This is a genomic window from Microcoleus sp. PH2017_08_TRC_O_A (assembly GCF_020738665.1).
Lineage (GTDB): Bacteria > Cyanobacteriota > Cyanobacteriia > Cyanobacteriales > Microcoleaceae > Microcoleus.
This window is the reverse complement of sequence record NZ_JAEQCE010000071.1, coordinates 1-19,507: the sequence shown is the minus strand read 5'-3', so window position 1 is coordinate 19,507 and position 19,507 is coordinate 1. Positions and strand designations below refer to the sequence as shown.

16 protein-coding genes and 1 pseudogene are annotated in these 19,507 nt (G+C 44.1%); 11 read left to right on the top strand and 6 right to left on the bottom strand.

Going from position 1 to position 19,507, the window contains the following annotated elements; genetic code table 11:
• The first annotated feature begins 243 nt into the window (after positions 1-243).
• Positions 244-1,266, top strand: a complete 1,023-nt coding sequence (gene galT, locus JGK22_RS23210; protein WP_293313800.1) for a galactose-1-phosphate uridylyltransferase — start codon at positions 244-246, stop codon at positions 1,264-1,266.
• Positions 1,267-1,426: 160 nt separating this feature from the next.
• Here the strand turns inward: galT and JGK22_RS23205 are convergent, their stop codons facing one another.
• Together JGK22_RS23205 and JGK22_RS23200 are read right to left on the bottom strand one after the other, a co-directional pair.
• Positions 1,427-1,711: a hypothetical protein gene (locus JGK22_RS23205; protein ID WP_293184022.1), complete on the bottom strand. Its 285-nt coding sequence runs from the start codon at positions 1,709-1,711 to the stop codon at positions 1,427-1,429.
• A gap of 161 nt (positions 1,712-1,872) precedes the next feature.
• The gene (locus JGK22_RS23200) at positions 1,873-2,844 is read right to left on the bottom strand and encodes an acetamidase/formamidase family protein (protein ID WP_293313797.1); all 972 of its coding nucleotides are present in this window, start codon (positions 2,842-2,844) and stop codon (positions 1,873-1,875) included.
• A 598-nt stretch (positions 2,845-3,442) separates the two neighbouring features.
• On the opposite strand from JGK22_RS23200, the gene JGK22_RS23195 reads away from it, so the two are divergent.
• The 3 genes from JGK22_RS23195 (at position 3,443) to JGK22_RS23185 (ending at position 7,397) form a co-directional block, all read left to right on the top strand.
• Positions 3,443-5,227, top strand: a complete 1,785-nt coding sequence (locus tag JGK22_RS23195) for a metallophosphoesterase family protein (protein ID WP_293313794.1) — start codon at positions 3,443-3,445, stop codon at positions 5,225-5,227.
• A gap of 267 nt (positions 5,228-5,494) precedes the next feature.
• Entirely contained in the window at positions 5,495-6,742 is a 1,248-nt protein-coding gene (locus JGK22_RS23190; RefSeq protein WP_293197965.1) for a DUF262 domain-containing protein, read from the top strand.
• A 13-nt stretch (positions 6,743-6,755) separates the two neighbouring features.
• Entirely contained in the window at positions 6,756-7,397 is a 642-nt protein-coding gene (locus JGK22_RS23185; RefSeq protein ID WP_293184031.1) for a HEPN domain-containing protein, read from the top strand.
• 158 nt (positions 7,398-7,555) lie between these two features.
• On the opposite strand, the gene JGK22_RS23180 is transcribed toward JGK22_RS23185, so the two are convergent.
• The gene (locus JGK22_RS23180) at positions 7,556-8,680 is read right to left on the bottom strand and encodes a DUF4336 domain-containing protein (protein WP_325315522.1); all 1,125 of its coding nucleotides are present in this window, start codon (positions 8,678-8,680) and stop codon (positions 7,556-7,558) included.
• A 23-nt stretch (positions 8,681-8,703) separates the two neighbouring features.
• On the opposite strand from JGK22_RS23180, the gene JGK22_RS23175 reads away from it, so the two are divergent.
• Positions 8,704-8,931, top strand: a complete 228-nt coding sequence (locus tag JGK22_RS23175) for a hypothetical protein (protein ID WP_293184072.1) — start codon at positions 8,704-8,706, stop codon at positions 8,929-8,931.
• Between the two features lie 185 nt (positions 8,932-9,116).
• Here JGK22_RS23175 and JGK22_RS23170 read toward each other — a convergent pair whose 3' ends face one another.
• Positions 9,117-9,917, bottom strand: a complete 801-nt coding sequence (locus tag JGK22_RS23170; RefSeq protein WP_293184036.1) for a Uma2 family endonuclease — start codon at positions 9,915-9,917, stop codon at positions 9,117-9,119.
• A gap of 119 nt (positions 9,918-10,036) precedes the next feature.
• Between JGK22_RS23170 and leuB the strand changes: the two genes are divergently transcribed.
• Positions 10,037-11,122, top strand: a complete 1,086-nt coding sequence (gene leuB / locus JGK22_RS23165) for a 3-isopropylmalate dehydrogenase (protein WP_293184039.1) — start codon at positions 10,037-10,039, stop codon at positions 11,120-11,122.
• 430 nt (positions 11,123-11,552) lie between these two features.
• On the opposite strand, the gene JGK22_RS23160 is transcribed toward leuB, so the two are convergent.
• Entirely contained in the window at positions 11,553-13,031 is a 1,479-nt protein-coding gene (locus tag JGK22_RS23160) for a bifunctional orotidine-5'-phosphate decarboxylase/orotate phosphoribosyltransferase (protein WP_293192520.1), read from the bottom strand.
• Positions 13,032-13,160: 129 nt separating this feature from the next.
• Here JGK22_RS23160 and JGK22_RS23155 point away from each other — a divergent pair, with 129 nt between their 5' ends.
• The 5 genes from JGK22_RS23155 (at position 13,161) to JGK22_RS23135 (ending at position 18,789) form a co-directional block, all read left to right on the top strand.
• Positions 13,161-13,550: a pentapeptide repeat-containing protein gene (locus tag JGK22_RS23155; protein WP_293192522.1), complete on the top strand. Its 390-nt coding sequence runs from the start codon at positions 13,161-13,163 to the stop codon at positions 13,548-13,550.
• A 499-nt stretch (positions 13,551-14,049) separates the two neighbouring features.
• Positions 14,050-14,754, top strand: coding sequence for a DUF547 domain-containing protein (locus tag JGK22_RS23150; RefSeq protein WP_293192523.1), 705 nt, complete (start codon positions 14,050-14,052; stop codon positions 14,752-14,754).
• 341 nt (positions 14,755-15,095) lie between these two features.
• The gene (locus JGK22_RS23145; protein ID WP_293192525.1) at positions 15,096-16,496 is read left to right on the top strand and encodes a DUF2157 domain-containing protein; all 1,401 of its coding nucleotides are present in this window, start codon (positions 15,096-15,098) and stop codon (positions 16,494-16,496) included.
• A 180-nt stretch (positions 16,497-16,676) separates the two neighbouring features.
• Entirely contained in the window at positions 16,677-17,378 is a 702-nt protein-coding gene (locus JGK22_RS23140) for a GDYXXLXY domain-containing protein (protein WP_293219482.1), read from the top strand.
• 280 nt (positions 17,379-17,658) lie between these two features.
• On the top strand, positions 17,659-18,789 hold the full coding sequence (locus JGK22_RS23135; protein WP_293197952.1) for a hypothetical protein: 1,131 nt from the start codon (positions 17,659-17,661) through the stop codon (positions 18,787-18,789).
• Between the two features lie 227 nt (positions 18,790-19,016).
• Here the strand turns inward: JGK22_RS23135 and JGK22_RS23130 are convergent.
• Positions 19,017-19,421: pseudogene (locus JGK22_RS23130) on the bottom strand (class I SAM-dependent methyltransferase); the annotation flags it as partial.
• Between the last annotated feature and the right edge of the window lie 86 nt (positions 19,422-19,507).

The following is a 19,507-nucleotide window of genomic DNA, read 5'->3' as shown; positions in this document are numbered from 1 at the left end:
ACCAAGAAACCGGGTTTTTATGGGTTTCTGCGACTGTAATGCGTCTTCTCTGCAAAAACCCGGTTTCTGACCACCCGTGCGTCAGTCCGATCGCGTTTATTTTGAATTTGCCGATCGCACATAGCCACATTTACAGACATATTCAAGTCAAGATTTGTTAAATATTTACAGTTGGCCGTGACATCAGGCAAACTCTTATCTTACCATAAGAAACGGCTCAACCCTGCAACAAAAGGTAAGAAAATGTCTGAACTTAGACAAAATCTAATTACCAGAGATTGGGTAATCATCGCCACCGATCGCGCAAAAAGACCTGACCAATTCGCCAACACAAAAAAAATACCCGCATTCCTTCCCTCACATCGCCCCGATTGCCCGTTTTGCGTGGGTAACGAAGAAGATGGCACATTAGAAACTTGCCGTTTGGGCGATCGCACCGCATGGAAAGTCCGCGCAATTGGTAACAAATATCCCGCCCTCTCGCCGACAGCAGAACGGATCAGGATATCATCGGGAATTCACCGCATGATGTCGGGAATCGGCTTTCACGAAGTAATTGTGGAACACCCGCGACACGATTTGACGACTGCTTTGTTCACCGTTGAAGAAGTAACTGACATACTTTTAGTCTACCGTCACCGCTATTTAGAAATTAGAAAATATCCCCACGTTGAAACAATTGTAATCTTCAAAAATCACGGGGAAAGTGCCGGAACTTCTCTCGAACACCCTCACTCGCAGATAGCAGCGACGCCCGTTGTTCCCAGCCAATTTCGCAGCCGCATCGATGCAGCAGTTCGCTATTTTGATGATACGGGAGAATGTCTGTTTTGCAGGACTTTGGAAGATGAATTAGCGGCAGGTGAAAGAGTAATTTTTGAGAGCAAATATTTCGTGGCTTTTATTCCTTACGCCGCACTTTCACCGTTTCATATCTGGATTTTTCCGCGCCGACATTCATCTTCGTTTGATGATATTACTGATGCGGAAATTACGGATCTGGCTGATACTTTGAAAACTGTACTCGCTCAGCTTTATTACGGATTGAACAATCCCGATTACAACTATAGTATTCGATCCGTGCCGACGGCGGAACAAGCAACAAAATATTTTCACTGGTATATAGCGATTATTCCCAGAGTGAGCAAGCAGGCTGGGTTTGAGTTGGGTAGCGGGATGTTTATCAATACTGCTTTACCCGAAGAAAGTGCTGAGTTTTTGCGATCGATCGCAATTCCTATCAACCCTAATTTTCGACCAACCTAAAGTATAAAAAGTTACAATTTATCAAGGAATGTCCGAAGCGAAGACGGGAGACAATTTAATGATTTTCAATCATCGGTTGAAATAGACAATTTAAATCTGCAACAGCTTAATTGACGCTCAAAATTTATCAACCTACAAATATTGATAAATTTTACCAAACTCACAACAAACTTTCGACATACTGCCAACAGTCATCGCTAAAATTAGCTTTCAATATATCTCTAATTTTAGCATCGAGCGACAATCTCGCCTCGCCAGACTCAGCACTCTCGGCGATTTCGCAACTCTCATCAGATAAATTTTCTTGGAGGTGGGCGAGAGTATTGGCAAAATTAGCCAGAAAATAATGTTCATCCACCCACGCTGTCGGATCTGGGATGGCTGGACTTCCAAAAGCCCGATCGACTAAATCTTGTTTTGCAGAATCGTCAGTCTGGTTTTTCATGGAGCCCATTTAGATAGAATTTGCAACCTATCCTAATCTTAAGCTAAATTTTGAACGCTGGTGCGATCGCGATCGACGAACCGCAGTGATAAAAATGTGTAATTTGTGCGATCGCGATCGAGGTTGTTTTGGCGATCGGCTGTTATCATACCACATCACGGCTAGCGATCGATAATTTGCACATTGGGCAAAATCGACTTAGGTATCATTCCGTGAACTCCTTTGCGGGGATTATTGACAGCCTGAGTAATCCGAAAATTGACGGCGAGGGAACAGAAAACATAGGCATCTTCTTCTTGGAAATTTGCATATTTTTGTAGCCAATTAACAGTCTGTTTTACCGCCATATCAAACGCATCATCTAATGTTTGACCAAAACCCATAACTACAATATGAGTAGGAGTTTCCGCAAACGGAAATATATAAAATAAATCCTTACGCAAGATGATTTGAATAGTCCCATTCATCGAAGTTTCAATCGCCGTACCATTAACTTCGCCATCTCCCTGTGCCGAATGTCCGTCGCCGATTGACAGCAAACCCCCGCGCACCGCAATAGGTAAAAATAACCGCGTTCCTGCTTGCAATTCCTGATTGTCCATATTGCCGCCGTAGCGTTGTGGAGGAATAGAAGAACGGTTGATTTCAAAATCTGCAACACCGATAATTCCGAAGAATGGATGCAGGGGAATCTTAACGCCGCTATTTGCCGGAAATTCCGCAATCTTTTGTTCTAAATCTAGGGGAATAAACCGCAATTTAGGGTCAGGAAAATATTCAGGTAAAACTCCCCAACCAGCGCGAATTGCATTGAATCCTACTGGTAAACTTGGGTAAACTTCCTCGATGTGAATTTCTAAAACGTCTCCGGGTTCAGCCCCATTAACATAAATCGGGCCTGTTAGCAAGTGCGGGCCCGGGCCGACTTTGCGGTTGTCAGGTAAATTCTGACAGATATCTAAAAATTCCGGCGTCAAAAATTCCGGCGGGGCCTTGTCAGCAACATAATATCCTGAATAGGTTTCGATATCGATGCGATCGCCCGAATCGACAGTTAAAGCAGGTTCTAGCTTGGGAGAGAAACCGCCTAAGTGTACGGTTTTGCAGTTAGCTTTGAGAAGGTGGTGAGTCATTCGATTTTAGATTTTAGATTTTAGATTTTAGATTTTGGATTGGGGGATTGTTCGATTTTAGATTTTAGATTTTGGATTTTGGATTGGAGAATTGGAGGATTGTTCGATTTTAGATTTTGGATTGGAGAATTGGGAGATTGGGGGGATTGAGGGATTGTTCAATTTTAGATTTTAGATTTTGGATTTTGGATTGAGGGATTGTTCGATTTTGGATTTTAGATTTTGGATTGGGGGATTGGGGGATTTTGTAATTGTTAATGAATTGGTGAATACCTCATCTTTGGGAGAACCGCTATATTTGAGATTAATAGTTGAGGTTTGTGGGGTGCATCTCATGTTTGGCAAATATATGTGTAGGGGCGAAGCATGACCGCATTCAATATGAGATTATAACTAATAACTTATCTGCGGTCATGCTTCGCCCTCCTCAAAAGTCAGATCCACCCGGTTTGTGATATCTGAGATATTCTCAGAATTTCTTAACTTTTTGATAACTTTCGTAGTCTAAAATTCAAAGCGGGGGCGGGTTTATATATATTGGGGTTGGGAGTTATATTTTACTGTTGAAATTTCCCCTACAGACTACTGACAATAACTTATGTTAACACCATTGCCCGATAAATTAGAAATACCCCAAGGTTCTTCTCGCAACCTGTGGTTTTTTGCTGTTTTGATTTTGATTGTCCTATTCCTAGGTTTGATTATGCAATCTTTCCTCAACAAACCAAAACTTTTAACCGATCCGTTTCTGCAACTTCCAACAACTAACTCGGTGCGAGTTGTTTGGTTTACCGAATTTTCCGGGACTCGGAACATTGTTGCTTACGGCGAAAACTTGAGTAAAATTGCGACTGCAAATACTACCAAGCTAAGCCGGGTTCGGGAAGACAAAGACTCGCACATCTCCGATGAAATGAAACAGGGCATAATTGATAACAATCCAATTGTCCGCCACATCTGGCGCCACGAAGCAGAAATTACTAATTTAATGCCCGGTGTTCGCATTCCCTATCTAGTGACTAGCGAAACGAAAGATGGTGAATCTGTTAGCAGCAAAGTTTTCAGCCTTTCTCCGACACCAGCAGCGGGAATTGGGCTAAAAATCCTGTTCACTTCCGACCATCAATTGATGCCGATGACAGCGGCTAATCTCCAGAAAGTAGCAGAAACAATTGATAAAGTTGATGCAGTTTTCATGGCTGGTGATTTAATTAATATAGCCGATCGCGCTTCCGAATGGTTCGACGACGACCGAGGCCGCGCTTTTTTCCCGGGTTTGCAAGGCCGCGCCTTCTCCGAAATCGACCAAAAGGGCGTCAAAACCGTGTACAGCGGTGGCGAACTGATCCAACACGCGCCTATATTTCCGACGATTGGGAACCATGAGATTATGGGTAGGTTTTCAACTAGCAGCAGTCTCAACGACCAGTTTAATGACCCTTTCCCCCGCGCTGCTGTGGAAAAAATATATCCATACCTCACTCAAAAATATGGGATGAAAGACAAAGATGTTTTGTTAAAAAACAATAGTTTTAATAGTGATACTTACAACGAAATTTTCAGTTTACCAAGTGAGAAAAATTATTATGCTGTGACGTTTGGGGACGTGCGGTTAGTGACTTTGTATGTTACGAATATCTGGCGGACTCCCAATTTAGATCCGGGGGCGAGAGGCAGGTATCGGGAACGGGACGAAGATTTTGATCGTCCTGAAAAATGGGGATACGGACAGCATATTTTTGAGCCAATTGCCAAAGGTAGCGCTCAATATTCTTGGCTGGAACAAGAGTTATATAGTGCGGAATTTCAGCAAGCTAAATATAAAATTGTGATGTTTCACCATCCACCGCATTCTCTGGGTGACAATATTGTACCTGCTTATACTGACCCAGTGCAAATAGTCGATCGCACTTTGGACGGCGAGATTAAGATGGTGCGTTATGAATATCCGAAACAGCAAGATTATCTGATTCGGGATGTGATGCCGCTGCTAGAAACGGCGGGCGTGCAGTTAGTTTTGTACGGACATTCGCATTTGTGGAATCGGTTTGTGAGTTCCAGCGGAATGCACTTTTTAGAGACTTCCAATGTGGGTAACAGTTACGGGGCGTTTGCGGGGAGAAAGCGCCGATTTGTGCCGCCTGGATATGGGGAGGATTACAGCGCGATTGGAGATCCGAATGGATTGGAACCTGTGATGCCAACAGTTGCACCTTTGTTGGGGAAAGATGGGCTGGCATTGCCGTATATTGATAGCAATGATATTACGGCTTTTAGTGTATTTGACACGGGGAATGGTACGGTTAGTAGCTATTATTTTGATACGCGAAAACCAGACTCGGAAGTGGTGAAGTTTGATGAGTTTAAGTTGAAAAAATCGTGATTTAGTGCAGTCAGGTTTGTAGTGAGGACTTCAGTCCTCAGTATTCGTAGGGTGCGTCGCTATCCCTCATCCCCAAATAAATATGAAAAATATGACAGCGACGCACCAATAGACAATAGTTTAATACGCTGTGGAAGTTCCCAGATTGATGAGTTGGGAAGAAAACTCTCTCGCTCTCGGTCAAGAGTCAACTTCAGTCTTTTGACTTCTGCTATACTTAGGTAATACATAGTCTATCCAAATTAAACTCACGAGTAGAGTACAGTCATGCCCAAACAAAAACTCTTGGAAAAACCAGAAGAAGTAATCTTTGATAAAGAAGATGAATATTTAGATGATGAGCTGGAATCTAATGAAAAGCCACAATCGATATTAAAAGAAATTTCAGAAATCATTGTAGGTAGCACTGATTGGACAACAACCAGCATCCTCGATCTAATTATGCGGGAAAACATTCAACTCAATCCAAGATTTCAAAGACGAGATGCTTGGGATATAACTCGCAAAAGTAGGTTTATCGAATCAATTTTTCTAGGATTTCCCATTCCAGAAATAGTTTTAGCTTCTCCTGAAAAGAGGCGCGGAAATTTTATAGTTCTTGATGGCAAGCAACGCTTGCTTGCCATCCTGCAATTTTATGGAATGAGCGAAACTCCTAATGATAGTTTTGCTTTGGCAAACTTAGAATTTAGACCCGATCTCAATGGTTATACCTATAAGGATATAAAAAACGATGTTGTGTTGAGTCCCGTACTTAATGTACTCGACACTCAAACTATTCGGACTACATTGATTAGAAACTGGCGTACAGAAAGTTTACTATACAAAGTTTTTTTACGCCTGAATTTAGAGAATACTCCGCTATCTCCCCAAGAATTGAGGCAAGCATTGCATCCCGGAGATTTTGTCAATTTTTTAGACGACGCATCAATTAAAAATCAGGCTTTAAGAACAATACTTAAATCAAAAAATCCCGATCCTCGGATGCGCGATGTCGAATTGTTGCTGCGGTATGTAGCCTTATATTATTTTTTATCCGATTATCGCGGGAATCTTAAAAAATTCCTGGACATGACCTGCGAAAAACTCAACAATAATTGGGACGAACGAAAAATCGAGATCGAAGATACAGTTAGCGAATTTGAGAACGCGGTGCAAACAACCATTGCAATATTTGGAGAAGAAAATATATTTCGCGTATGGTCTAACACTTCTAATACTTACCGCAAAAAAATGAATCGAGCTATTTTAGATGTAATGGTTTTTTATTTTTCATATCCCGAGATAGGACAAGCTGCTAAGAATAATAAGGAGCGAGTAGAAAATGCTTTTAAAGAGTTATGTTCGTCCCCTAATAGCGAATTCAGAGACGCTGTTGAGAAAAGAACAACTAGCATTCGCGAAACTCATACTCGTCTCTCACTGTGGGGCAAAACTTTGCGAAAGGTTTTAAATTTAGAGTTTTATGTCCCCGAACTCGCAGATAACCGCATTATCTTTAACGGGTTGTGGTAAGTTCTTAAGCAGTATGCCAAAATCCGTCAGATTTCGTACTCTAACTAAGGAGTTGAATAGGTTAAAAAAACAATTCATTCCTAAGATTAAGCCCGGACATTTTTATTCCCCCAGACAGTTAGCCTTAACTCTTGCCTACAGAGTTTTAGCTCATGCCGAAATTGAAGCTTATCTAGAGGATAGAGTTTGGGAAGCAGCCCTTAATGCTAAAAACAATTGGGACAGTCAGGGTAAGACTTGCTGTACTTTGATATGTTTGCTTGCCTTTTCCGGTCAAATGATGGAATTACCACCAGATACACTAAGTCCAACAAAGCCAGCTAAAAAAATACCGGATGAGAAAATAAAAATCAACAAAAAGATAGATTTAGCTATTAATAGTTTTAAGCGAATCATTGACCAGAATCATGGAATAAAAGAAGCTAATATTCTGTCGTTGCTTTTGCCAATAGGAATCAATTCCGAGAATCTAAATATTTTTTGGCTGGCTACTATGAATACCTTTGGGGAAGACAGAGGTGTTGCAGTCCATACTTCAGCTACATCCCCAACAACTATTAGAGTTCTCAATCCCATAAATGAATTGCAGAGGGTAGAGCAAATTATTCAAGAACTTTTGAAGGTGGATGAGTTGATTAATGATTTAATGAGATAAATGAATAAATTTCCAGTAATTGTTAAGGGTTTTATCTTGGCGATGGGCTTCTAGCCGGAACGGGCAAGATGCCCGTTCCACAATAGTTGAATTTTTGAGTGCAACAGGCATCTTGTTTGTGCTCAAACAGCTTATTCAGAATTGTCAAAAATATCAGATTAAACCTTCTCTTTTGCAGGCGGAACTAAACCAGTTTTATTCAAACCAGCATCAATATCCCTCAGCAATTTAAAATCATCTTCCGGTAAAGAATTAACAACCGAATGTTTTTCCAGAAATGAGAATGCTTGGCGAAATTCGCGGGGCTTGCAGTCGATCGCGGGATCGAAGTGACAAGGTACAATCCGATCAAAGTCCCAACTCGCGACTTTATCCACCCAATCGAGAGTTTCCCTCGGCGCGCGGTTGAGAATCAGAGTCTGCAACACCGGCGCTACCAACAACCGCCCTCCTCCGCGCAAAGCCTCGAACGATCGCACCCAATCAGTTTGCCACTTAAACGGATACAATCCAAAATAAGCTTTTCTCGATCGCTCTGGCGCTTTCAGGGCGCTGGCTAACACCCCCGACCACGGCGGCACCTCCAACACGCTAGGGCGAAAATACATCGCAAATAAGGCGATTCTCTGCCACCCTTTGCATCGATTTTCTTGGGTGTCTGCCACCACATCCAAAGCGGTGTCTTTGGCGTGAAATAGCAGCGGGTACGAGTCGAGTTGGAGAATCGCGGGCGGGTTTTCGGGAATCGAAACCACAGAATCTGTTAACATTAGCGTGCGCGATTCCCTGTGAAATAACGCAACTTCCGCAAAAAAGCCTAAACCGAGGTTCAGCGGGCCCAGGATTGCCCAATCAAATTCATCTGCAAGGGGCGTGTTGCTGCTATCCAAAGGCAGTACAGAGGTGCGTTTACCGGGCAAACCCAGCCAACTCAGCGGCAAATTTAGCGGAAAACTCCATTGCTTGGGAGTGACAAACACCTGCGCTTCGGGAAAACACCTCGCAAAGGGGCCGACAAATACCTTATGTTCGATGCCCGAAACCGTTGTCAGCAGGATATACTTAACCTCGCCATGTTCTGCGACTAACTCGTTTAGCAAGCGGATGCACTCAGGAGTCGGCGCGACGGGGGCGTAGACGAGAAGGCCTTCGGATTCGAGTTTGATGACTGTCATCCGAATCGGCACAATGACGTAGAAAATGCCTTGTAGTTGGTCAAAAGTCCAGATTTTGTCCTTGACTATTTCCTTGCGGATTGTCCGTCGCCTGCTGTAGGGATACATTGGAACAATTGGCCAAAAGGGCCATGAATAGTCTCGATTGTCAATCTGTGCTGATGTTGGTGTGCTTTCCCCGTCTGTCACTGGTGCGACTCCTTGCCGATTTTTTGTACGTGCGTGCGATCGAACTTTTGTTATTTTATTTCAATCTTGTTGCACGGATGCGAGGAGTTGAAAAGCGGTTATGGGCGATTAAGATCCCGATAGCTGCGCCGCGCCTGCTTTTGGAATACTCAAACAGGACTTACGGATGACTAGAAGCCCGGTTTCTCAGAAAATTTGCGTTTATTAAGCTGTTCTGCATTTAAATTGCATCTCAAAAAAATCAGACAATGAGTGGGGTGGGCGTCCCGCCCGCCCTGAATATACAATTTAAATGTGCGACAGCTTACGATAAATATACCAAGAAACGGTTTCACCAGGGCTGAGTGCGGGACTATTAAACCAACTGTTCAGGATCGATACCTAATTCCCGCAACCGCGCCGCTAGCCTTTCCTCTCGCTGTTGAGATTCTATAAGTTGCTGTTGATATTCTATCAGTTGCCGTTCCGCAGCAGTTGCCCTTTCACCCGGACTCAAAATCAACCCTCCTTCGGCCGTAAACCACCGCAACCACAAACGATTCATACTCTTATAAGTGCCTTGCCACCACCCTAAACTCAACTGCAACTCAGGAATAAATAACCGCCCATCCATTAATTCTGCCGGTTCATAATGACCACCTACAAGATGAAAAGCTTGCAATTCATCCGTGTAGCGACTGAACACAAAATAGTAAGGAATCCGCAAAATTTGTTCGTAAACTTGCCACTTAGTCGGCGGTTCCCCAGCTTGCTGAACAGTCCGGCCCAAATCTTCATCCTCAGTTCCCGGCGATAGCAATTCCACCACCACAAACGGATTTACCCGTTCTTGCCAAACTACATAACTCAAACGCATATCGCGCCCTTGATAAAGCCTGGGCACACCCACCGCAGCAAACCAATCCGGGCGTTTATGCCAGCGCGGCTGTGTTGCATCGTAATACAAATTTAGGTCGCTGGCTGTAAATACTTGCTCCGCATCCCATCCAGGTGGCAAAAACGTGAATTCCAAGAGTTGCGGCTGATCTAAATGAAATGTATCAGGCAAACCGGGCTCCTTTGGGTCTTCGCTAGGTAAATCATACATTGTTGGCAAACTCTGCCGGGGGTCTAGAGGCGGTTCAGCTTGAGCAGGCGGGTAAGTCGGGAATGTCATAATGAATTCTGAGGTTGCTTATCCTGATATGATTATAGCCTTGTGAGAATGTCTTGGATTGCCAAAGAATTCCCCTTAACTCTCAATCACAAATCTCAAATCAAAACTCCTAAATCGATATGACTCAAAACTACCGCATCACTCTTTTACCGGGAGACGGCATCGGCCCTGAAATTATCGCTGTAGCGGTAGATGTCCTGAAACTTGTCGGCAAACAATTGGACATCGGCTTTGAATTTCAAGAAGCATTAATGGGCGGCGCTGCTATTGACGCCACAGGCAATCCGCTACCGGAAGAAACTTTGGAAAAGTGCCGCAACAGCGATGCGATATTATTAGCAGCTATCGGCGGTTACAAGTGGGACAATTTGCCCCGCGAACAGCGTCCGGAAACTGGATTGTTAGGACTGCGCGCCGGATTGGGATTGTTTGCAAATTTGCGTCCTGCAACTATTTTACCGCAGTTGGTTGATGCTTCTTCTTTAAAAAAAGAAGTTGTCGAAGGTGTGGATATTATGGTGATCCGCGAACTCACTGGCGGCATTTATTTCGGCAAACCGAAAGGCATTTTTGAGACGGAAACCGGGGAAAAACGCGGTGTGAATACGATGGCTTACACCGAGTCGGAAATTGACCGCATCGGGCGCGTGGCTTTTGAGACGGCCCGGAAGCGCGGAAAAAGGCTGTGTTCGGTTGATAAGGCGAATGTTTTGGATGTTTCGCAACTGTGGCGCGATCGTATAATTGCCCTTTCTTCAGAATACCCCGATGTGGAACTTTCTCACCTTTATGTTGACAACGCAGCCATGCAGTTAATTCGCTGGCCGAAACAGTTCGATACAATTGTCACGGGTAACTTATTCGGCGACATTCTTTCGGATGCGGCGGCGATGCTAACTGGTAGTATTGGAATGTTGCCTTCTGCGAGTTTGGGTGCAAGCGGCCCGGGAGTTTTTGAACCAGTACACGGTTCCGCGCCGGATATCGCCGGACAAGATAAAGCTAATCCCATCGCCCAAGTTTTAAGCGCTGCAATGATGTTGCGCTACGCCTTAAGTCAGCCCGAAGCTGCTGATAAAATTGAGCAAGCGGTTGTGGCAGTTTTGGATCGAGGTTATCGCACTGGTGATATCATGTCGGAAGGTATGAAACTGGTCGGTTGTCGGGCGATGGGCGAGGCTTTAATTGAAGTTTTGCAAGGTTAATCGAGAATTTCATAAACCTGCCCCCGCCCAACAAACAATACAAAACATTGTAGGGGCGGGTTCACCCAAATTCAACGGCAAAAATCGAGAATTTCATAAACCCGCCCCCGCCCAACAAACAATACACAAATTCAACGGCAAAAATCGAGAATTTCATAAACCCGCCCCCGCCCAACAAACAATACAAATGTACCCAAATGTGTCCTAAAAACATGATAAAAAATCCCCGACTTCTAGGGGGCGAATTCGCCAAAATTTAACGGCAAAAATCGAGAATTCCATAAACCCTTCCCACCCAACAAACAATACAAATGTACCCAATTTTTTAAGATTAAATGTTGCTTTAAATAACGGCGAAGGAGGGCGGGTTTATGAGATTGTTTATGGGTTTCATAGATGTCGGCGAACCCGCCCCTACAACAATTGTGACTTAGCCTTCGGCTGTCAACATATTAAATTGTTCGGTATCAATGCGATTTGCTTGATACAAAATCTCAGCTATTTCAGAAAGTGCTAGCACAGAATGTGCGCGATAACCGTTAGCCTTCAATTTATCTTTCACTCCCTGTTCGTGGTCAATCAAAACCACAATATCTTCCACATTCAACCCCGCAGATTTTAACTTCCCCGCACCTTCCATCACGCTTTTACCGCTAATCAAAATATCATCGACTACGACAATCGTTTCTCCAGGCTGAAAATGCCCCTCAATTAACTTACCCGCACCGTAGGTTTTCACTTCCTTGCGCGGGAAAATCATCGGGCGTTCCATTCGCAATGCTAAACCCGTTGCTGTAGGTAAAGAACCGTAGGGAATGCCCGCAATGCGATCGAATTTTAAGTCTTTGAGAATGTCTGCGTAGGCGCTGACAATTTGATGGAAAATTTGTGGAGTTGAAATGATTTTTCGCAAGTCAATGTAATATGGAAATACAGCGCCCGATGCTTGTACGTGGTCGCCAAAAACTACGCAGCCAATGTCATAAAGTTGCAAGATTAAATCGCGGTTGGGTTCCGGTTGCAAAAAGCAAACATCCGGTAGCCACAATTCGCAAGTCGGACTTCCTTCGATCGCGCGCAGCCTCTCTTTGTTAATATTATCCCGTAATTTCTCAATTTCTCGGCGTGGCTCTTTCCCCGCCAACAAACTTGGGGGGACTGGCAGCAATAAACCCTCACCATTCTTGCTTAAACCGGCCGCCAGCAGTTGCGCGAGGTCGTTTTCTTCTGTCAAGTGATTTTCTCCGGCGATGTCTCCTTCAACTAAAATCAGCCGTTCGGGAGCAGCTTGGCGGATTCGCGCCAACATATCCGGCATTACTCCTACTGCTAAACCCAGTTGTTCGGGAGTTCCCCAAGTCTGAGATACTCGGACTAATTGCAAGTAGAAAGGGTTTTCTGCTGTCGGATATTCTTGCAATTCGGCGGCGGACGGGTTGGCCGTGGCACAGAGGACAAAGACTGTTTTTCCGGGATATAATAAAAATGGCGCTACTTCATCGAATCCCGCGTAAGGACTTAAGGTAACAGCGTCAAATTGCCAGTCTTGAAATACGGTTTTGGCAAACACGGCGCTGCTGTTTAAATCGCTGTGTTTGGCATCTAAAATTACTGGTATGTGTTCGGGAATAATTGTTAATATTTGTTGCAGCAGTTGCCAGCCGGGAATGCCGAGAGATTGATAAAAACCGAGGGTGATTTTGCAGGCGCAGATTAAATCGGCTGTTTGGTCGATCGCACTTTTGAGCCTTTTCAACAAATCAGTTACAAAACTTTGAGTTTCATCGACAGTCATCGAAACCAGTGCTGGCAAGGTTTCCGGGTCGGGATCGAGGGCTAAATACAGCAGACTTTGATTGATTTCAACAGCCGCTAACAGTTTATCAAAAAAATTTGTGCGATCGCTCATAGTTGGTTTGTTTGGTAACGAAAAATTACAAATTAACATCAGAAAGTGGGATTGGTGTTGTGCCGGAATAAACCGATCGCCGTTGAAGTTTAAATTAAGAATCTTTTATAATTGTAGAAGGTAAAGACCATGAAATCTGTAACTTTGGGAGCGATTTCATTCGGACTGATATTCGGGTTGGCTACAGCGGTGATTGCAGCGAACCCCCAGCAAATCAACCAGTTGCGGCAAACTAACCAATGTCCGGGATGCGATTTGAGAAGCATTCCCCTCCAGCAAGCGAGTTTAGCAAATGCCGATTTGCAAGGGGCAGATTTGAGAGGCTCGAATCTCAGAGAAGCTAATTTAGCTGGGGCAAATTTGAGTGGGGCTTCACTCAGCGGGGCTTCTTTGCGGCAAGCTAATTTAGCAGGTGCTGATTTGACTGATGCTAATTTGACCGGAGCCGATTTGACGGGGGCCAATTTGGAAAATGCTAAGCTGAAAGGGGCTACTTGGGTTGACGGTAGTATTAAATAAGCTGTTGTATCGCCTTTCTGGTGTAACATGAGCTGCTAATAGGGCATAGGGCATAGGGCATAGGGCATACCTCATTTATTTGAGAAAGGCTGTACACTTAAATTGAACTTTTGGGCAGCGTCGAAGGCTACCGCACAAGACTTAAAAGAAAATAAGTGTACAATAAATAAAACCCCAAGCTAAAGCAATGTCGGCTTTAGAATGTGGACAGTAATTCAACAGTTGACAGTTGACAGTTGACAGTTGACAGTTGATAGTTGGAAAGCGACTTCTACCTAAAACGAAGAGGATTGGAGTAATGAATAGTTTGAGTTTAATTTCTCCCTCAAAGGGTTCCGGCTTTCAACCAATTCTTGCTGGTAAATCGATCTAATTAAACGTGAAATACGGATAGCTAAAAAGCTGGCTGTGTATCTCTTTTCCCTCCTTCTTACTTCTCCCTTCTCCCTTCTCCCTTCTTCCTTCTTCCTTCTTCCTTCTTCTTTCTCCCTTCTACTTAATGATAAATTCGATCGACTTTTCGACTTGGGACGAGTTACTAAAACGCTACGTTGACGATTTCGGCCGCGTCAATTATCGGCACTGGAAAGCTGAAGGGGCGGAGGTTTTGAGCAATTGGCTGGGAACTTTGGCGGATGTAGATTTAGCTGCTATGACTGATGCGGATGCGCGGTTGGCGCTGTGGCTGAATGCGTACAATGCGATCGCAATTTCCCAAGTAATCGAAGTATACCCGATCGCCTCCATCCGTCCCAAAATTTTAGGAATCCCCAACTGGCTGGGCTTTCTGGAATTCTTCACCCGTTCAAATTCAATTATTGGCCGCAAAAAGTACAGTCTCAATCAAATCGAACACGCAATTTTGCGCCCGGAATTTGCCGAAGCGCGCATTCATTTTGCCTTAGTTTGCGTTTCCGTCGGATGTCCGTTGTTGCGCCGCGGCGCTTACTTCCCCGAGTCTGTGCGAACTCAACTGGAGACGGATGCGAATAGTTTTATCAAGAATCCCGATAAAGTGCGGTACGATGCTGGGAAAAAGACGCTTTATTTGAGCAAGATTTTTGAGTGGTACGGCGAGGATTTTGTCAAGAATGCGGGTTCGGTAGCTGCCTATGTGGGCGGTTATTTGGGCCCGGAGGTGGGTGTAAGCGATGAATGGGCGATCGTTTTTTTGCCCTATGATTGGAATTTAAATCAAGTTTAGAACCACCGCAGATGTAAAGCAGATGAACACGGATGAACGCAGATAATTTTAAGAGATTTTGCCTGATCTCTCGCTCTAGCAATACCTTTGAAAATCACTATAAACCAATCATATACTGGAATTGCAAAAATCGCCAACTATCTTGAAAATATCCGCGTTCATCCGTGTTTATCTGCCTTACATCTGCGGTTACTCTATCAATCAACAATTTAGGCAATTCAAGTTTACTGTCTTCAAACACTCCTGTGCAACTTCAGCAGGTGTCCCAACGTCCACTGACAATCGACCGACAAGTGACATTATTATAACAATCACAGTTAAAACACTCTGGAATATTGAAAATGATTTCAGATAAATTTCGGCGCGAGTTGCGCGCAGAAGCCAAACTCTGGGAAGCAGAAGGACTCATCGACAAATCTCTCTACCAACAACTTTCGGAACGATATCAATTTCACACTCTCGAAACCGCTTCCCGCAACCAATTTCTGAGCATTCTCATCGGTTTGGGGAGCATACTTCTAGGTATAGGAGTCATCACCTTTGTAGCAGCAAACTGGCAAGTTTGGTCGCGCGAAGTGAGAGTTGCAATGCTGCTAAGCGTTTTCGTTGCAGTCAATGTGGCGGGTTTTTATTTGTGGCGCATTCCCCCTTCCCAAAACAAAAACTTAAATCCAAGTATTTTACCCGCAACAAAAGGGCGAAACAAACTTCTCGGTGAAGGATTGTTACTGTTAGGTGCTCTGATTTTAGGAGCAAATATGGCGCTGATGGCGCAAATGTTCCACATTGGCGGTTCTGCTTACGGACTTTATCTAGTCTGGGGAATCGGAGTGTTGGGAATGGCTTACAGTTTGCGGTTGACTTCGTTGGGTGTTTTGTCGGCACTTTTAATCGGTTTCGGCTATTGGCTGGCGGTGTTAGATTGGTCTTCTAAAGTTGAGTTTTCTTGGCTGGAAGTTTTGGTGCGACAAATGCCAATCGCTGCGAGTTTGATGTTTGTGCCGTTGGCTTATTGGTGTCGATCGCGTGTTATTTTTACTATGGGTGCGATCGCCATAATTTTCTCATTACAAGTTTCTATTGCCCAAGCAGCAGATGGCGGCTGGGGTGCAGCAATATTTTGTGGTTTAGCGCCCGCTTTGCTGTGGGGATACGACGATGCGATGTGGCCGAAGTTGCACAGCAGACTGTTTCAACCTACCGCCCGCAGTTTAGCACTGCTGTACTTCGCCGGTCTGTTTTACTTTCTGTCTTTCCACTGGTTTTGGCAAGATTCGCCGACACCTAGACAAACCGGGCCTGATTGGGTTTTGTTGGCAAATGTCGCTGTTTTGGGTGGTTTAGCGGTGTTGGAGTGGCTGCATTTGGGACGTTTGGAGATGGGCCGCCGCACGCAAAAAGCAGTGAATTTGACTACAGGTGCGATCGCACTTTTCATTCTCGCCAGCGCTTTCATACCGTTTTTTCACCTGACTTTTACTCCAATTCCTCAATTAGCAACTTTTCTGTTTAATGTTTTATCATTTCTGCTCGCAGTCGGCTTAATCCGAGAAGGTTTAGCTTTAGGAAACCGTCAGAGTTTTTGGGGAGGAATGGTATTGATAACTTTGCAAATTATCAGTCGAGTCTTTGAATATAACACAGAATTGTTGCTCAAATCTTTTGTATTTGTATTGTGTGGAATTGGCGTAATTGCCGCTGGCTTGTGGTTCGAGAAACACTTCGCTAAAATCGATGATTAGAAGTCAGATAGTTGTTTCACTGCAATCCGATCTTCCTAGCCCCTCGATCGAAGCATGGTCGTTTTATTGTTATCCTAAAAATTAGGTACGTTGTTGGGCTTTAGCCCTCTTTGTCTATACGTCTCAAGGAGGCTCAAGCCCAACAACATACCAATTAATCACAAATTCCCAAATACTAATATGAATACCGAAAACTCAGAAACAACCAACACTTTAATTCAGTCCCCATCCTTCACCCTTCCCCCCACTGCAAAACGGCTTCCCACGTGGCGGCTGTGGATTCCATTGATTTTACAAATTGGACTGATTGCCGCAGTACCGGCTCCAGCAGTGTACACTTTTGTTACTGGCAAAACCGTTGTCTTGCAAACTGCACCAGTAGACCCCTACGACTTTTTGCGCGGATATTACCAAGTTTTGAGTTATGATATTTCCGATCGCACAAATCTCGAAAAGCTCCCCGGCTGGCAAGATTTACCAGGAAAACTAGAGAAAATACCTTGTCCGCGCGGAGTTGTTTGCGAAAAACAAATATACCGTGTCAACCAAAATATCAGTTTTTATGTAATCTTAGAAGCGCCAAAAGCCGCGACAAATTCTGTCCGCCCCCAAGCTTGGAAACCGACGCGCGTCAGTCTCAAAAATCCCCCAAATTTGCCAGCCAATCAAATCGCCATTCAAGGCAAATATAACGGTTCGCGCATGGAATACGGCTTGGAAACTTATTATATGCCCGAGAATGAAAGGGAAAAAGTCAATGACGAGATTAGCGAAGCTCAACGGAAGCAGCGGCAGTCTTTTGTCGTAGAAGTCAAGGTTGACAAAACAGGCCATGCTGTGCCTGTGAGTTTGTGGGTGCGCGATCGCAATTATCGATTTTAGCCGGTTTTGGCACAAGCACGCGCGACGTAGCTATCCCGTAGGAAATCGACCTTACAACCTGGCTTTGAGTGTTTTTGCTTAGATATGACTGGGTAGTGGGCTTCACGACTTTCAAGCCCAAATCCTGTAAAATCGACCTGTGGGAGACAATATCCGTTACAATTGGCGATCGGATGTGAATTCAATTGCCGACAACTCAAGAGAATCCATTAAGATATATAAGACTTGCACAAATCTTGCGAATTCAAGGTTGCAAGTTCAGACTCTACTGGAGCTTCTCATGTTAGCCGAGCTAATTTCTGCCAGACGAATACTCAAAGCCCAACTCCTCGACTTCTTAGGACTTCCCGACAATTCTCAAGACCAAACAGATCGCATCGTCAGCACAATTGTATCAGTGCTGGAAGCAAATGCAGCCGAACAAGAAAGATTTTGGGAGACCTTCAAAAGTGAATTAGCCGTCGATCCGGTAGAATTAGAAGCAATGCTCAAGTGTTCAGCAGCAGAACGCCAGCAATGGATCGAACAAGGCAGGCTCCCGATCCTAGAATACCGCTCTTTCCGCAAATCGGGAATTCATTTAGAATATCCCGTTCACGACAGAAGATTCATCTTAACTCTCACGCCAACTGACATTGATAACTGGCGCAAAGAACCCAAAGGACTGATTAAAAATCCTCGCCCAACAGCCGAGCCAATCAATACAGAAAACTCCGAACAAAACGAACAATCGCGAGGAGCTTTTAGTGCAGCGTGGGAAAAAATTATTTCCGACTGGAAAGAACAAGGTTCGGCGGAAATTTCAGCAACTTTCCAGTTAGCTTACTGGACAGTTTGGGCGTCGCGGTGGGCAAAAGAAAATCAGCTTAACAGCTTTAAAGCAATTAAATCTAACGAAGTCTACGAAATTTACGAAATTCACCAGCAAGAATGGTACGAGCGCAAAAATCAAGCAGTCAAATTACTGATTGAAATGCCCTATGCGATGCTTTACTTTTACCGTCCTCCCGGTGCTGACAAATTATATCTCGAACTGTGCGACGACCACCAGGACATGATGAAAGATGACTACTATTGGGATAAGTGGGATTTTTTCTATCAAAACCGGAAACTGGTAAATAAGTGTCGCGAATGCGTGTACTGTGAAACAAAGGATTATTATTCGCTTTACTACCTGGAAATTAAGAGCGATAAGTTTCCAGATTTTAGTTTTTCTTACCACACGCCGTACACAATCGGTCGCAAATTTTTGCCACATCCCGAAACGCTTCCTGCTGTAGACCACGTAGAACAAGATGGTATTTTTCGGTTTGGCCGCCCGCTACTAGAACAGGAGAAAGTTATTCACACAGAAAAGGATGTATTGCTTAAGTTTGAAGCAGCTTTGGCTGAAGCGAAAAAGTTTGTTTAGTCAACAGTCATGGACGCAAATGTCACATTAAATCCAGGTACGTAGTTGCGCTTGAGCGCTCTTTGATCTATATAAAGAAAGAGCGCCCAAGCGCAACTACGTACCTATTTTTGAACTTGCTCTTTCCTAGATATACAGAAAGAGCGCTCAAGCGCAACAACGTACCTATTTTTTAACTTGCTCTTGCTTATATATAAAAGAAAGAGCGCTCAAGCGCAACAACGTACCTATTTTTTAACTTGGATAACTTGAATGCTGCCGCCAGCATAAAGTTTAGGTTGTTCGCTTTCTTCTGAATTGTAGAGTTGAAATCCCACTTGGGCCAACAAACTCTCCAAGTCAGTTTCAATCAACTGCCAAGCAGTTTCAGTCTCAAACAACCACAAAAATACAGCCAACCCCGGCCACAATAGCAGATTTGTGGGCCGATGAAAATCTACCAAAGTGAATAGACCACCGGGCTTGAGCACGCGGTATACTTCTTGAAAAATTTGCCTCAACTGTAACGGCTGCATTTCGTGCATCGCAACGCTGCTGTGTACTAAATCAAAATGATTGTCGCCAAAAGGCATCGATTCGGCAAAAGCTTCTACATAATTGGCTGATGGCACATTTTTTCGGCGTTGCTGAACTAGGGTATGATGAAATGGTCGTCGGAGCGTCACAAATCACACACATTTAAAAGGAATATTATGCAATGCCCGGAATGTCAGTCTAC